The following is a 14,461-nucleotide window of genomic DNA, read 5'->3' as shown; positions in this document are numbered from 1 at the left end:
CGGAATACGAAGGAGTACGGGCGTGCAAGGGATAACCTCCGACGATCTGGTCACGCAGCTTCTGCGACTGCTCCCGGAAGTGAATCCATATTTCGAACAGGCGGCCAGGCGTCACGATCTGAGCGTGTCGCAGGTCACCCACTGGGAGGAGGTGAACACTCATCCGGGGACGCTCCTGTCCGAAGTGCTCACTTACCCTCTGTTCCAGCCCCTGATGGAATCTCCGGAAATCGACGCGAAGGCGGAGGATTTCCTGAAGCGTTGTTTCGAATTCATCGAGGCGCTTGAGGAGGACCCCACAGGCCGGCTGGTGGACACGGCCTACGTCACTTTCGTGGAGTCCTTCCTGGAGAGCAGGGAAGTGCTCGACCGCGCCTTCCGGTTCGCCTGGCCCAGGACCCGGGCCGAGATCCTGTCCATGCTGCGAGCCTGGAACGTCCCCGTGGACCCGTCCTGGGAGAACCCGTCGGGAGAGAACCCGTCGGGGGAGAGCGAACGGCTGGGCTGAGAGCGCCGGGGCCGTGATGCCGGCAGGGGGCGGGGAGACGCGCGTCACATCCATCCGTGTCACAGGGGGCCGGGCTGCCTCGTCTCGGAGGTGTAGCCACTGACGACCACGGAGGACACGCCATGGATGCGCGACTGAACTACTTCACCAGCCCGGCCGCCGGCAAGGTTCTGAAGCACTTCATGTCGGCGGGCAGGGCGCTCAAGGAGACGCCGCTGCCGGCCGTGACGCAGGAGCTGGTGGCGCTGCGCGTGAGCCAGATCAACGGCTGCGCCGCCTGCGTCGACATGCACACCAAGGAGGCCGCCGCCGCCGGCGAGACCGCGGTCCGGCTGAACCTGGTGGCGGTGTGGCGGGAGGCAACGGTCTTCACCGAGGCCGAACGGGCCGCGCTGGAACTGGCGGAGGAAGGAACCCGGGTCGCGGACGGGGCCGGGGGCGTCAGCGACGAGGTGTGGGCGAGCGCCACCAAGCACTACGACGAGGAACAGCTCACCGCCCTGGTCGTGCTGGTCTCCTTCATGAACACGGCGAACCGGCTGAACATCATCACCCGGCAGCCGGCCGGCGACTACCGCCCCGGCCAGTTCCACTGAGCGACCCCGACGGTCGGCCGGACACGCAGGAGCACGGGAGGGGACACGTCGTGAACAAGGTCGAGGAGTTCGAAGACCTGAGGCCGCTGCTGTTCTCGATCGCCTACCGGATTCTGGGCAGCGTGGGCGAGGCCGAGGACGCGGTGCAGGAGACATGGCTGCGCTACGACCGCTCGACGTCCCGGGTCGAGTCGGCCAAGGCCTTTCTGTCGGCCACGGTGACACGCGTCTCGATCGACGTCCTGCGCTCCGCGCGGGTGAGGCGCGAGGAGTACGTGGGCCCCTGGTTCCCCGAGCCGCTGCTCGACGATCCGTACCAGGATCCGGCGCGTGCGGCCGAGTTGGCCGACTCGGTGTCGATGGCGGCGCTGCTGCTGCTGGAGCGGCTCAGCCCGCTGGAGCGGTCGGTGTTCGTCCTGAGGGAGGTGTTCGACTTCGGGTTCGACGAGGTCGCCGCGGCGGTGGGCCGCTCGGAGGCGGCCTGCCGGCAGCTGCTGGTACGGGCGCGCCGGCACATGCGGGACGGGCGGCCCCGGTACGAGGTGGACCGGCAGGGGCGGCAGGAGCTGGCGACGCGGTTCTTCGACGCCCTGAAGGACGGTGACGTGGGCGGGCTGAGGAACCTGCTGTCCGCCGACGTCCAGCTGGTCGGGGACGGCGGCGGCAAGGCCCCGCAGTTCGCCAGGGCCGTCACCGGCGCCGAGAACGTGGCCCGGCTGCTCGCCGCCGTCTTCCCCCTGTTGGCCCGGGTGGACGTGACGTTCGAGCCGTGCGAGATCAACGGGCAGCCCGGCGCGGTCTTCCGCGACCGGGACGGCAGGGTGCTCCACATCATGGCCCTCGACGTGCCCGACGGACGGATCCGGACCATTCGCACGGTGATCAATCCCGACAAGCTCGGCCACCTCGGGCCGGTCGCCGACGCCTGGGCCGTCGACCGCGAGGTGAAGCGTGCCCGAGGACGGCTGTGACCTCGGCAGCGGTGACTTCGGCCACCGTGACGTCGGCCACCGTGACTTCGACAGCCGGGCGTCGGCGGCCGTGCTCGGCAGCGGTGACCGGCGTCAGCCCAGCAGCCGCACCGGTGTCCCCGCCAGATAGGCCCGGATGTCCTCCACCGCCTGCCCGTAGTACCGCTCGTAGTTGGCCCGGGACACGTAGCCGAGGTGCGGGGTCGCCAGCAGGCGGGGAGCGGTGCGCATCGGGTGGTCGGCGGGGAGGGGCTCCACGTCGAAGACGTCCACGCCCGCGCCCGCGATCCGGCCCTCCCGCAGAGCCGCCAGCAACGCCTCCTGGTCGACGATCGCCGCGCGCGAGGTGTTGATCAGGTACGCCGTCGGCTTCAGGAGCGCCAGTTCGGCCGGGCCCAGCAGAGCGCGGGTGCGGTCGCTCAACGCCAGGTGGATCGACACGAAGTCGCTCTCGGAGAGCAGCGACTCCTTCGAAGGGGCCCGCCGCACGCCGACCTCCGCCGCCCTCTCCTCCGTCAGGTTCTGGCTCCACGCGCTCACCTCCATGCCGAAGGCGAGTCCGACCCGGGCCACCGCGCTCCCGATCTTCCCCAGGCCCAGCAGGCCGAGCCGACGGCCGTGCAGGTCCGTGCCGACCGTCGACTGCCACGGCCCGCCCTCCCGCAGGGCCGTGCTCTCCTGGACCAGCCCCCGGGCCAGGCCCAGCAGCAGCGCCCACGTCAGCTCGACCGGCGGAGTCGACGAGCTCTGCGTGCCGCACACCGTCACCCCGTTCGCCTTCGCCGCCGCGTGGTCGATCACTGAGTTGCGCATGCCGGAGGCGATCAGCAGCCGCAGCCGGGGAAGACGGTCCAGCAGCGACGCGGGGAAGGAGACCCGTTCCCGCAACGTGACCACGCAGTCGAAGTCGGCCAGCGCCGCGGCGAGCTCGCCCTCATCGCCGAAGTGCTCGGTGAACGGGACCACCTCCAGCTCCTGGCCGGGGGCCGACCAGTCGGCGACGGTCGTCGCGACGTTCTGGAAGTCGTCGAGTACGGCACAGCGGAAAGGCACGGCGTGTCCTCCAGGCGGCTTTTCTACCGGGTGGTCTCGTCCAACTGGGAGAGTCCGGTCCGAGATTACGGCGCGGGCCCGCCCGCCTCCGTCACCCCCCTGGCCGAGAAACGCCACGTCGAGCCCGGTCGCCTGGGGGAACGGCCCGGCAGGAGAACATGTGGAGAAGGGAGGGGAAACAGGGGGCTGTCGGAGCAACGGTCGCCTCTGAGGCAACATCTAGGTGAACGACGCCGCCGCGCGAACACGGGACGCGGCCGCCGTCGAGGGCCGGACGGAGTGAGAGGGACGTGGTGGACGTGGGGGATGCGGTCGACGTGGGGGACGCGCCGGAGCCGAGGATCGCCGTGGCCGTGGTGACGATGGGGGACCGGCCGGCCCAGGTGGACGCGCTGCTGGAGTCGGTCGCCAAGCAGGACCTCGCCCCGGCCCGCATCGTGATCATCGGCAACGGCTGTGTGCTCCCCGAGTTCGCCGAGCGGCTCTCCCTCCCCGGCGAGGTCACCACGATCGACGTCGACGAGAACCTCGGCTGCCCCGGCGGCCGCAACGTCGGCCTCGCCCGCCTCCGCGCGTTCGGGGACGTCGACGTCGTCGTCGAACTGGACGACGACGGACTGCTCGTCGACGCCGACGTCCTGCGCCGCGTCCGCGACCTCTACGCGGCCGATCCCCGCCTGGGCATCGTCGGCTTCCGCATCGCGGACGAACAGGGAGAGACGCAGCGCCGTCACGTGCCGCGCGTCGGCGCGTCCGACCCGATGCAGGGCGGGTACGTCACCGGCTTCCTCGGCGGCGGCCACGCCCTGAGCATGGCGATGCTCGAAGAGACGGGCGACTGGCCCGCCGAGTTCTTCTTCGCGCACGAGGAGACCGACCTGGCCTGGCGCGCCACCGACGCCGGCTGGAAGATCCTCTACGCGCCCGAGCTGCTGCTCCAGCACCCCAAGACCTCGCCCGCCCGGCACGCCATCTACCACCACGTCACCGCCCGCAACCGGGTCTGGCTGGTCCGGCGCAACCTCCCGCTGCCGCTCATCCCGGTCCACCTGGGCGTCTGGATCGCCGTCACGCTGCTGCGCACGCGTTCCCTCGCCGGACTCAGGGCCTGGTTCGGCGGGTTCGCGGAGGGCGCGCGGAAGCCGGCGGGCGCTCGTCGGCCCATGAAGTGGCGGACGGTGTGGCGGCTCACCCGACTGGGCAGGCCGCCGGTCATCTGAGAGCGGTCACCCGGGACCGGTTCCTGGGACCGGTTCCCGGGACCGTCGGCCGTCCGAGGGGACGGGCGTCCGGGAAACGGGGCGGGCCCCGGTCGTTCACCTCCGACGACCGAGGCCCCACACGCCCCCGGACCCGGCCGCGGCGGCGACACTCCCCCGAGTTGCGCGTCGATACGCGCGCACCGTCGGGCCAGATCCGAGAGTCTGATCACACCAGGTCGCGCCAACGAATCGCTAACATATGGCCAACGGTGCTCCGCGTCGTCGCTGGTCATCTGGCCTGAAGTCGTCGGACGGCCCGGGGGACCGGCCGGACCGACGGCCGATTCCCGCGGGGACGGCCCCGGGAACCTCCAGGCCCCGAGTGGCGGAAAATGGGCGGCCCAGGGCGGAATTCCGCCAGACGGGTGGGGTACCCGCCCGGAGCGCGGGCGACTCGACAGGGCGGACCGGCAGAGGCCGGGCGCGGAAGGGTGATGGGCGGCGTGATGCGGCGGTACGGGCTGCGGTTCGGACTGCTGGGTCCGCCGGTCCTGTATATGGCCGACTTGACGGAAGCCGCCGCCGAACCCGGCCCCGGCCCCGGGACTGGCCCTGAACCCGTGGCCCGCGCCGATCCCGCGACCTGCCCCCGGACCGAGGCCGGCGCTCCGTACGAGACCGTCCGCAGCCCCAAGGCGCGTGCGCTGCTGGCCGCCCTGCTCCTCGAAGCGGGCCGGACCGTCCCCGTCGACTCGCTGAAGGAGGCGCTGTGGGGCGGCGCTCCGCCGGCGTCCGCTCAGGCCTCGCTGCACAACCATGTGACCCGGCTGCGCCGGTTGCTGGACGACCCGCGACGACTGCGGGCGGTGGCGTCCGGCTATCAACTCCGGGTCGAACAGGGCGAACTCGATGTCCATGTGTTCGAGCGGCACGTCGCCGCGGCGCGCGGTGCGCATGCCGCGCGGAACTGGGAACGCGTTCTGCGCGAGTGCGCGGCGGCGCTCGCGCTGTGGCGGGGCGCTCCGCTCAGCGGCCTCCCCGCCGAGCTGGGCGGATACGCCTTCGCGCGACGTCTGCGGGAGGCCAGGCTGCTCCTGCTGGAGTGGCGGCACGACGCCGAACTCGCGCTCGGAGAGGGGCGGTTCGAGCACCGCCTCCCGGAGCTGGCGGCGCTGGCCGCCGAGCATCCGCTGCGCGAGTCCTTCCACCGCCAGCTGATGCTCGCCCTGCATCGCACCGGCCGCCAGGCCGAGGCCCTCGCCGTCCATCGCGATCTGCGCACCCGTCTCGTCGAGGACCTCGGCGTCGAGCCGGGTCCGGCGGTCCGCGAGGCCCATGTGGAGGTGCTGGGCCCCACGGCCGACGCCGTCGCCGTTCCTCCCTCCACCAACCCGGCCGCACTCCCCACCACCGCGCGCTCCACCACCGCGCCCTCCACCACAGTGCCCTCCACCACAGTGCCCTCGCCCACCGCCACCTCCGGATCCGCCCCTGCTGCCACTCCCGAGTGCGACCCCGCGTCGTCCGGTCGGGTGCGGCACCCTCGCCCCGCCCAACTGCCCCCGCCCCCGGCCCACTTCACCGGCCGTCTCGAAACCCTGCGCCGACTCCGCAGCACGCTCGCGTCCGAGCCGTCCGAGCCGTCCGAGCCGTCCGAGCCGTCCGAGCCGTCCGAGCCGTCCGAGCCGTCCGAGCCGTCCGCTCTCGGCCACGGCCTCGGTGACGGCCTCGCCCCGCCCGTCGTCGTCCTGAGCGGTACGGCAGGCGTGGGCAAGAGCGCGCTCGCCCTGCAGGCCGCCCACGCCCTGAGGGAACGTTTCCCCGATGGCCAGCTCTACCTCCACCTGCACGGCGCGACCCCCGGCATGACCCCTCTCACCGCAGGTCAGGCGCTCACCGCGCTCCTGCGCGACCTCGGCGTGGAACCCCGGCACATCCCCGAACACCCGGACGCCGGGGCCGCGTTGCTGCGCACTCTGCTCGCCCCGACCCGCACCCTCGTCGTCCTGGACGACGCGGCCACCGCCGCCCAGGTCCGCCCGCTGCTGCCGGCCGGTGTCGGGTGTGCGGTGATCGTCACCAGCCGCTCGCCGCTGACCGTCCTGGACGGCGCTCACCGCTTCCCGCTCGCGCCGCTGTCCGGTGCGGACAGCGCCGCGCTGCTGCGCGCGGCCTCCGGTCCCGGCGAGGGACGCGCGGAACTGGGCGAGGGTCACCCGCTCGTCGGTCTCACCGGCCGCCTCCCGCTCGCCCTGCGGGTCGTCGCCGCCCGCCTCGCCGCGCGCAGCGCCCTCACGCCGGACATGCTGGCCCGCCAACTGGCCGAGGCGGAGAGCAGGCTGACGCATCTGGAGTACGACGACCTCAGCGTCCGCCGTTCCCTGGCCGTTGCACACGACGCGCTCGCCGTCTCCCGGCGCGAGGTCGACCGGGACGCGGCCCTGGTCCTCCGTCGCATCGGCGCGCTCGACCTGCCGGCGTACGGCGTCCCGCTGCTCGCCCGGCTCATCGGCGCCGACGAGCCCCGTGCCGAGGCCGCCCTGAACCGCCTCGTCGACGTGGCCCTTCTGGAGGAGCGGGCCTACGGCCGCTACACCCCTCACGACCTGGTGCGCGACTTCGCCCGCGAACTCGCGGAGGCCGACGCCGCGACGCCCTCCGCGCCCGACGCGACCTCGACACCGACCTTGCCCTCGATGCCGATCCCTGCCCCTGCCCCTGCCCCTGCCCCTGCTCCTGCCTCTGCTCCTGCCTCTGCTCCTGCTCCCGCCCAGGCCCGGGCGGTCGCCCTCCACTGGTATGCCGCCGTGGCCGAGCGTGCCCTGGTCGCCGTCGTCGAGGCGGGTCTCGACCTGGACGACCGGCGTCGCCCGACCGCAGCGCAGCCGCCCGCCCACGCGGCGTACCTCGCGGCCGCACCCCCCTTCGCCGGCCCCGAAGAAGCCTTCGGCTGGGTGGACGCGGAGCTGGAGAACATGGTCGCCCTGGTGGAGAACAGCGCAGGAGCAGCAACCGACGGAGTCGAAGGAGTCGACGGAGCCGACGGAGTCGAAGGAGTCGAGGTGACGGGCGAACCGGCCGCTTCCGGCGTCTCCGAGGCAGCCGCCTGTGAGACCCCTGCCCCGGCCACCCCCGGCGCGCCCGCCCCAGCAGACGAAGCAGACGAAGCAGGCGATGCGGCCCTGGTCTCCACGCTCCTGCGGCTTCTCTTCCCCTGTCTCCAGCGGCGGGGCCGCGTCGCCGAGATGGAGACGCTCGGGCGGACCGCGCTGCGGGTGGCGCGGCGGCTCGGGGACCCGGCCGCCGAGGCGTACGCGCTGGGCGACCTCGCCGGCCTGCACTTCCTGACCGGCCGCCAGAGCCACGCCCTCGACCTGAACGGCCGGGCCCTGGCCATCTGGCGTCGGCTGGGCCGGCTCTCCTGGATCCGGCGCTGCCTCAACAACCGGGGTCTGCTGCTGGAGGCGCTCGGACGGTACGAGGAGTCCGGGGCGGCGCTGCGCCAGAGCCTGGAGTTGTCACGGCAGTTGGGCGACCCGTACGGCGAGGCCGTCACCCACAGCCATCTCGGCAACCTCTATGAGCACACCGATCCGCGCGCCGCCATCGAGCAGCACCGGCGTTCCCTGGCCATCGGGGTCGGCATCGGGGCCGTCATCGTGCAGCATTCGGCGCACTGCAACATCGGCTACGCCCACCTCACGCTGGGGGAGCCGGCGGCCGCGCTGCCGCACTTCGAGGAGAGCCTGCGCATTCTCGGCCGGCACGGCGACTGGCACGGTGAGTCACAGACGCGGCTGGGACTCGTGCGCGCCCTGCGTCCGCTGGGCCGTGCCGAACGCGCGCTGGGGGAGTGCGCCGAGCTGCTGCGCCGCGCCGAGGCCCGCGCCGACCGTTACACGGCCGGTCTGGCCCGCCACCAGCACGGTCTGCTGCTGCGGGAGCAGGGGCACGGGGAGCGGGCGTACGAGGAGTGGCGGTCGGCGCTCGACGCGCTGGGCGGGACGGACGAGAAGGCGGTCACGGGGGAGCTGAGGGAGCTGCTCGCCGGCCGGGTCTGACTACTTCGCGTCGGCGTAGCACTCCACCACCGCGGTGGTGAACGGGAACCGCACCGGCGTCTCCCCGAACGTGAGCCGTCCGGCCAGGTCGGACGCCTCGCGGATCGCGGCGGCCACCTGCTCGGCCTCCTCCTCGGGACAGTGCACGATCACCTCGTCGTGCTGGAAGAAGACCAGCTCGGCCGCCATCCCGGCACAGGCCCGCCGCAACGCGGCGAGCAGCAGCAGCGCCCAGTCGGCGGCGCTGCCCTGGACGACGAAGTTGCGGGCGAAGCGCCCGCGCGCGCGGGCGTTGGTCGAGGCGTATCCCGGCACCCACTCCTGTCCGTCGCCCGCACCATAACCGTCGCCTCGCAACCGCCTCTCCGCGGGTCCCGCCGCGGGGCCGTCGGCGTCGTCCTCGGGCAGCGGGATGCCGGCCTCCTCCGACCCCGCGTCGCCGTCTCGGGCCGCCGGCGGGCAGGTCCGCCCCAGCCACGTCCGCACGAGGCGGCCCTCCTCGCCGGCCCTGGCCGCCTCGTCGACGTAGGCCACCGCGCGCGGGAAGCGGCGGCGCAGCGCCGCGAGGTTCTTCAGGCCGTCCCCCGAGGTCTGCCCGTAGACCGCGCCGAGGACGGCGAGTTTGGCCTGGCCGCGATCGCCGGAGAAGGCCCGGTCGGAGACGGACTGGTAGAGGTCGCTCTCCCTGCCCGCGACCTCCATCAGCCCCGGGTCGCGGGAGATCGCCGCCAGCACGCGGGGCTCCATCTGGTCGGCGTCGGCGACGACGAGCCGCCAACCTGGGTCGGCGACCACGGCGCGTCGGATGACCTTGGGGATCTGCAGAGCGCCTCCGCCGTTGGTCACCCAGCGCCCGGTGACCGTGCCGTGCGCGAGGAACTCCGGCCGGAACCGCCCGTCGCGCACCCAGTCCTGCAGCCAGGACCAGCCGTGGGCCACCCAGATGCGGTACAGCTTCTTGTAATCGATCAGCGGCTTCACGGCCGGATGGTCGAGTGACTCGATCTCCCAGCGCCGGGTGGACCGGACTCTGATCCCGGCCTGCGCGAAGGCCCTGACGACGTCGGCGGGCAGGTCGGGGCGGACCCGGCGGCCGAAGGCGGCCGACACCTCGTCGGCCAGCTCGGCCAGCCGGCGGGGCTCGCCGCCGCCCGCGTAGCGGTCGCCGAGCAGGTCGTGCAGGACCGCGCGGTGCACCTGCGCGCTCCAGGGCAGCCCGGCCCGGTTCATCTCGGCGGCCACCAGCATGCCGGCCGACTCGGCCGCCGTCAGCAGGCGCATCCGCGCCGGGTGTTCCGCGAGCCCGTGGCGTCGCTGCTGCTCGGCGTACACGGCGAGGAGGTCTTCGAGGGGGAGCCGGGCGGCGGCCTGCGGCTCGAACAGCGGGGACTGCGCGCCGGGTGCGGCCGCGCGCGGCGGCGGGTCGGGCGGTACGGGGCCGCCGCGCAGCCGGGCCAGGGCGGCGGTCGCCGAGCGGGGCTCGCCGGACCGGCCCTCGTGGCCCAGCAGGAGGGTCTCGGCGTCCTCGACGTCGTAGCACCGCTCCACCCGCACCCCCGCGGCGAGCAGCGGCGGATACACCTCGGCCGTGGAGCGCCAGACCCAGCGGGTGACGTCCGGCCGCTCGCGCACGGCGCGGGCGAGGTCGGGCTCCCGCAGCACCGGGCCGGCGGGCAGCCCGCCGGGGCCGAGGGGGGCGAGTTCCACGCCACCGTCCTCGGCCGGAGCGAGAGCCCACCGGTCGGCCATGCTGCGAGTGTGGCAGGGGGGTCTGACAACGGCCCTGCTCAGTCTTGTGGCCGGTCCTCCTCCTGGTGCGCCTTCACCAGTTCGGTCAGGGCCTTCGCCACGAACCTCTCGGTCTCCGCCTTGTCGACGCCGAGGCCGCTGAGCACGCCCTCGCCGTTCTCGTGCTCCAGCAGGGCGAGCAGGAGGTGTTCGGTGCCCACGTAGTTGTGGCCGAGGCGGAGCGCCTCGCGGAAGGTGAGTTCGAGGACCTTCTTGGCGTCCGGGCCGTAGGGAACCAGCTCCGGCGGCTCCTCGACGGGCGACGGGAGCGCGGCGGTCGCGGCCTCGCGGACGGCGTCCGGGGAGACGCCCTGCTCGGCGATGGCCTTCGCGGCGAGGCCCTCCGGTTCGGCCAGCAGACCGAGGACCAGATGCGCGGACAGCCCCTCGGCGTTGCCGGCCGCCTTGGACTCGTTGTGAGCCGCCATGACCACGTTGCGCGCGCGGGGGGTGTAGCGGCCGAAGTTCTGGTTGGCGTCGAGGTCGGCCGACTCCTTCGGCACGAACCTCTTCTGGGCGGCCTGCCGGGTGACGCCCATGCTGCGGCCGATGTCGGTCCAGGAGGCGCCCGAGCGGCGAGCCTGGTCGACGAAGTGGCCGATGAGGTGGTCCGCCACGTCGCCGAGGTGGTCGGCGGCGATGACGGCGTCCTGGAGCTGGTCGAGCGGCTCGTTGTGGACCTTCTTGATGGCGTCGATGAGGTCGTCGAGACGGACGGACGAAGTGGTGCCGGGACGTGGATGCGTCATGTGTCAACCGTAGGTTGACAGCAAGAGGGTGTCAACCCAGGGTTGTCACCCTCTGTCGGGCGGACGCCGTCCCGCGGTGGTCCCTCCGCTTTCGTCCCCTTCCGCTTCCGCCCGGCTCCGCTTTCCTCCCCTTCCGCTTCCGCCCCTCCCACGCGCGGGCGCCGTCCCGCCTCCGTGGCACGATCGACCGGTGAGCAGCACCAGCAGCAGCCCGGCCGACGTCGTCGAACGCGCCTTCCAGGCCGCCCTCCACGACAGCGCCCACAGCGCCCACAGCGCCCACAGCGCCCACAGCGCCGACACCGACAGCGCCGACGCCGCCCTCGACACGGGCGCGTCGCTCCTCGCCGCCGACCCCGCGACGGACGCGGAACTCACGCGCCGGGGCGTGGAGTTCGTCGCGGCGCTCTGGCGGCGGGGCTGGCAGCCCGCGGACGCGGTGCGGATCGTGCGCCGCGAGCTGGACGCCGTCCACGTGGGCCTGGTGACCGCGCTGATCCGCGCGCAGGCGCGTGACGACCGGGCGCGCGGCCGGCGCTGGGCGGACCAGCTGGCGGAGCTGCCGGACGACCCGCCGGCGTCCGGCGACCGCTTCTCGTACGCCACCGCGGTCCTGGAGCTTTACCGCCTGCTGCTGCGCCTGCCCGCCCTCGAACCCCTCCAGGAGCGCGAGCCGCACCGGCAGGCCCGCCCCGGCTCGCACGCGCGCATGCTCACCCGCATCCGCGCACTGCTCGCCAAGGCCGAGGCGACCGGGTTCCCGCAGGAGGCGGAGGCGCTCACCGCGAAGGCGCAGGAGCTGATGGCCCGGCACAGCCTCGACGAGGCGCTGCTCGACGCCCATGCGCCGGACCCGGACGCGCCCGGCGCCTGCCGGATCGGCGTCGAGCCGCCCTATGAGCAGGCGAAGGCGGTGCTGCTGGACGCGGTCGCCGGGGCCAACCACTGCCGGGCGGTGTGGAACGAGCCCTTCGCCTTCTCCACGGTCGTCGGATTCGAGGCCGACCTGGAGACGGTCGAGCTGCTGTACACCTCGCTGCTGGTGCAGGCGCAGTCCGCGATGGCGAAGGCGGAGGCGGCCCAGCGGGCCGGGGGACGCAGGCGGACCAAGACCTTCCGGCAGTCCTTCCTCGCCGCGTACGCCCACCGCATAGGGACGCGCCTCGGCGAGATCGCCGCGGCCGCCGAGACCGCGGTGAACGACGATCTGCTGCCGGTCCTCGCCACGCGCGCGGTCGCGGTCACCGCGGCGACGGACCGGATGTTCCCGCAGACCGTCTCCACCCGTCTGCGCGGTGTCACCGACGAGGCGGGCTGGACCGAGGGCGCCGAAGCGGCCGACCGGGCCCGGATGCGGCCCCGTCCCCGGCTGCCCTGACGCTCCCGGCCGCTCGGACGCCCGGGGTTGTTCCGGCAACCCCGGCGCAGGTCAGTCGCCGGCCTGCGTGAAGGCGCTCACCGTGGCGTCCGGCACGCCCTTGCTCTTCAGCGCGACGTCGCCGTACGACCAGTCGAAGCTCACGGTGGACGAGGCGTCCGGCAGGCCGTACTTCACCGTCTTGACGGCGAGGCTCTTGTCGCCGCCCTTCTCGCCGCGCACATAGGTGATCGTGAAGGAGGCGGTGCCCTGCGCCGGAAGGGTCAGCGCCTGCGCTCCCGCCGCGGCGTCCTCGGCCACGGTCGCGGAGGCGCCGTCGGTCTGCAGAGCCACCTTGGGGAAGCCCTTGAGGGTGCACTGCGCGCCCTTGTTGGTGAGCGTGACGGTGACGTTGCCGGTGTCCCCGGCGGCGGGTGCGGCGTCGACGGGACCGACCTCCTGGCCGAGGCCGTCGGCGGCACAGGCGCCGCCGGTCGGACCGGTCGAGCCGGCGGCCTTGCTCTCGCCGCCCTTGGAGTCGCTGTCGTCACCGCCTCCGCAGGCGGTGAGGAGCAGGGCCGCGGCGAGGGCGGTGACGGTGATGGGAACGGCGCGCATGAGTGATTCCTAGGGTTCGTGACGGTGCTCGATGGATCATCACGCACGCGTGCGGCGACGCTTCGCGCGCCCCCCGTTTCTGTGACCGCTCGGCTACCCGAGCCCCGCCGTGGGCAGCCCCGAGGGCCACTGGCCGCCCTGCGCCTTGGCGAACGTCTCCTTGCCGGCCGCGCCCGACCAGGTCACCTCGAGGGACTTCGCGTCGACGGAGTCGACCATCCCGGTCGTCCGGTCGTCCTTGCCGGTGCTGCACTTGAGGTGGATCATCCGCATGCCCGCCTCCTCGCCCGCCGTGCCGCTGCACACGGCCCCGCCGGTCACGAAGAGGGCGGCCTGCTTCCCGGTGACGATCAGGGCGACGGCCTTGCCGTCCGTCGTGGCGAGCCAGCTCCCCTCCAGGTCGCCGGAGGCGGAGACGGACGTCGACGCCGACGCCGACGCGCCGCCCGTGCCGCTCGCGCCGCCGGCGTCCGCGCTCGCCGTCGTGGACGGCGTGGCCGAGGAGCCGTCGGACCCGCCGCCGTCGCTGCACGCGGTCAGCACGAGCGCGCCCGCCAGCGCGGCGACCGCGGCCGCCGCGCGCACCGGCCGACGGGACGCACCCCGCGAGAAGATCGCCGAAGTCACTGCTAGCTCCCAAGCTGTGCTGTAGTCGGCCGGCCCGGTCGTCGGCCGCGAGGACCGCAGGGACGAGGGCCCGAAGGTCCGAAAGTCCGAAGGTCCGAAAGTCCGAAGGTCCGAAGGTCCGCAGCAAGCTACCAGCAAGCCCTGGCAGAGCCCTGGGGGCGGCCTCGCGACCTACCGAGACGACTTCCCCGCCCCGCGCAGACGCCCGGCCTGCGCCCGTTCGCGCGACCCAGTCGGAACAGCCCGGGCCGCCCCCTTCCGGCCCGCGCCGACTCCCGTCCCCCGTCCCCTTGCGGCCCGCGCCGACCTCCGACCCCCTCCCCTTGCGGCCCGCGCCGACCCCCGACCTCCTCCCCTTCCGGCCCGGGCCGTCCGACCCTCCGGGCCGGGTGCGGGGAGGAACGGGCCTGCCTCCGCCAGGGTGTGTCCGGTACACGCCCCCCCGTCCACTCCCGCCCTGCCTGGAGGCCGCCGTCCTGCGCAGACCCACCTCCGCCGTCTCCATGGACCGTCTCCCTCGTAGGTACGAGCACATTCACTCCGTTCGTCTACTCGTTCGGGTTATGTGTGCCCACCGCCCTACCGACGGCCGGCCGAGTCGTCGCTCGTACGCCCGGCCGTTCCCGCCTCGCCCCCGAGCCCGATTCCCCCGTCGTGGGCGGGGGCGTGGCCGTCGTCGGCGGATGCCACGGGCATGGGGGTGTACCGGGCCGGCGGGCTTTCGGGATCCGCGGCCGATGCCGAATCCGGCCCGCGGGCGACGCCGGCTCCGGTCCGCGGGGGCTCGCGCCGGGTGCCGAGCGGACGCCGGGAGTCCGCCGGAACGGCGTCTTACGGACCGGGGCCGGCGACGCTCGTCGTGCGCCCGCGGCCGATCCGTTCCCCGTCGAAGGAACAGGACGGGCGCGCTGAGCGTCTGTTCCCCATATAC

At 73.6% G+C, this 14,461-nt stretch carries 11 protein-coding genes; 6 read left to right on the top strand and 5 right to left on the bottom strand.

All coding sequences use genetic code 11. The annotated features are described in order from the left end of the window. Window positions 1-22 precede the first annotated feature (22 nt). The 3 genes from Sri02f_RS23545 (at window position 23) to Sri02f_RS23535 (ending at window position 2,075) form a co-directional block, all read left to right on the top strand. Window positions 23-508: a hypothetical protein gene (locus Sri02f_RS23545; protein WP_109003296.1), complete on the top strand. Its 486-nt coding sequence runs from the start codon at window positions 23-25 to the stop codon at window positions 506-508. Between the two features lie 122 nt (window positions 509-630). Beyond that, entirely contained in the window at window positions 631-1,104 is a 474-nt protein-coding gene (locus Sri02f_RS23540; RefSeq protein ID WP_109003295.1) for a carboxymuconolactone decarboxylase family protein, read from the top strand. A 50-nt stretch (window positions 1,105-1,154) separates the two neighbouring features. Further along, entirely contained in the window at window positions 1,155-2,075 is a 921-nt protein-coding gene (locus tag Sri02f_RS23535; RefSeq protein ID WP_109003294.1) for an RNA polymerase sigma-70 factor, read from the top strand. A gap of 93 nt (window positions 2,076-2,168) precedes the next feature. Here Sri02f_RS23535 and Sri02f_RS23530 read toward each other — a convergent pair whose 3' ends face one another. Continuing rightward, window positions 2,169-3,128 carry a D-2-hydroxyacid dehydrogenase family protein gene (locus Sri02f_RS23530; RefSeq protein WP_109003293.1) on the bottom strand — a complete coding sequence of 320 codons (960 nt, stop codon included), beginning with the start codon at window positions 3,126-3,128 and terminating at the stop codon, window positions 2,169-2,171. A gap of 290 nt (window positions 3,129-3,418) precedes the next feature. On the opposite strand from Sri02f_RS23530, the gene Sri02f_RS23525 reads away from it, so the two are divergent. Together Sri02f_RS23525 and Sri02f_RS23520 are read left to right on the top strand one after the other, a co-directional pair. Beyond that, a complete protein-coding gene (locus tag Sri02f_RS23525; RefSeq protein ID WP_281261904.1) occupies window positions 3,419-4,348 on the top strand; it encodes a glycosyltransferase family 2 protein in 930 nt (309 codons plus the stop codon). A gap of 476 nt (window positions 4,349-4,824) precedes the next feature. Next, window positions 4,825-8,391 carry an AfsR/SARP family transcriptional regulator gene (locus Sri02f_RS23520; protein WP_373865118.1) on the top strand — a complete coding sequence of 1,189 codons (3,567 nt, stop codon included), beginning with the start codon at window positions 4,825-4,827 and terminating at the stop codon, window positions 8,389-8,391. On the opposite strand, the gene Sri02f_RS23515 is transcribed toward Sri02f_RS23520, so the two are convergent. Further along, window positions 8,392-10,140, bottom strand: coding sequence for a bifunctional 3'-5' exonuclease/DNA polymerase (locus Sri02f_RS23515; protein WP_109003292.1), 1,749 nt, complete (start codon window positions 10,138-10,140; stop codon window positions 8,392-8,394). Window positions 10,141-10,178: 38 nt separating this feature from the next. Beyond that, window positions 10,179-10,928, bottom strand: coding sequence for a Clp protease N-terminal domain-containing protein (locus tag Sri02f_RS23510; protein ID WP_109003291.1), 750 nt, complete (start codon window positions 10,926-10,928; stop codon window positions 10,179-10,181). A gap of 190 nt (window positions 10,929-11,118) precedes the next feature. On the opposite strand from Sri02f_RS23510, the gene Sri02f_RS23505 reads away from it, so the two are divergent. Next, on the top strand, window positions 11,119-12,306 hold the full coding sequence (locus tag Sri02f_RS23505; protein WP_109003290.1) for a DUF2786 domain-containing protein: 1,188 nt from the start codon (window positions 11,119-11,121) through the stop codon (window positions 12,304-12,306). Between the two features lie 51 nt (window positions 12,307-12,357). On the opposite strand, the gene Sri02f_RS23500 is transcribed toward Sri02f_RS23505, so the two are convergent. Together Sri02f_RS23500 and Sri02f_RS23495 are read right to left on the bottom strand one after the other, a co-directional pair. Beyond that, complete coding sequence (locus Sri02f_RS23500) at window positions 12,358-12,903, bottom strand: DUF4232 domain-containing protein (RefSeq protein WP_109003289.1); 546 nt, start codon at window positions 12,901-12,903, stop codon at window positions 12,358-12,360. 93 nt (window positions 12,904-12,996) lie between these two features. Further along, a complete protein-coding gene (locus Sri02f_RS23495; RefSeq protein WP_109003288.1) occupies window positions 12,997-13,530 on the bottom strand; it encodes a hypothetical protein in 534 nt (177 codons plus the stop codon). Window positions 13,531-14,461: the final 931 nt, after the last annotated feature.

Origin of the sequence: Streptomyces rishiriensis, assembly GCF_003112535.1 — a bacterium.
Classification (GTDB): Bacteria; Actinomycetota; Actinomycetes; order Streptomycetales; family Streptomycetaceae; genus Streptomyces; species Streptomyces rishiriensis.
Note: the sequence above shows the minus strand (reverse complement) of the source record. Positions and strands in the feature narration are given on the sequence as shown.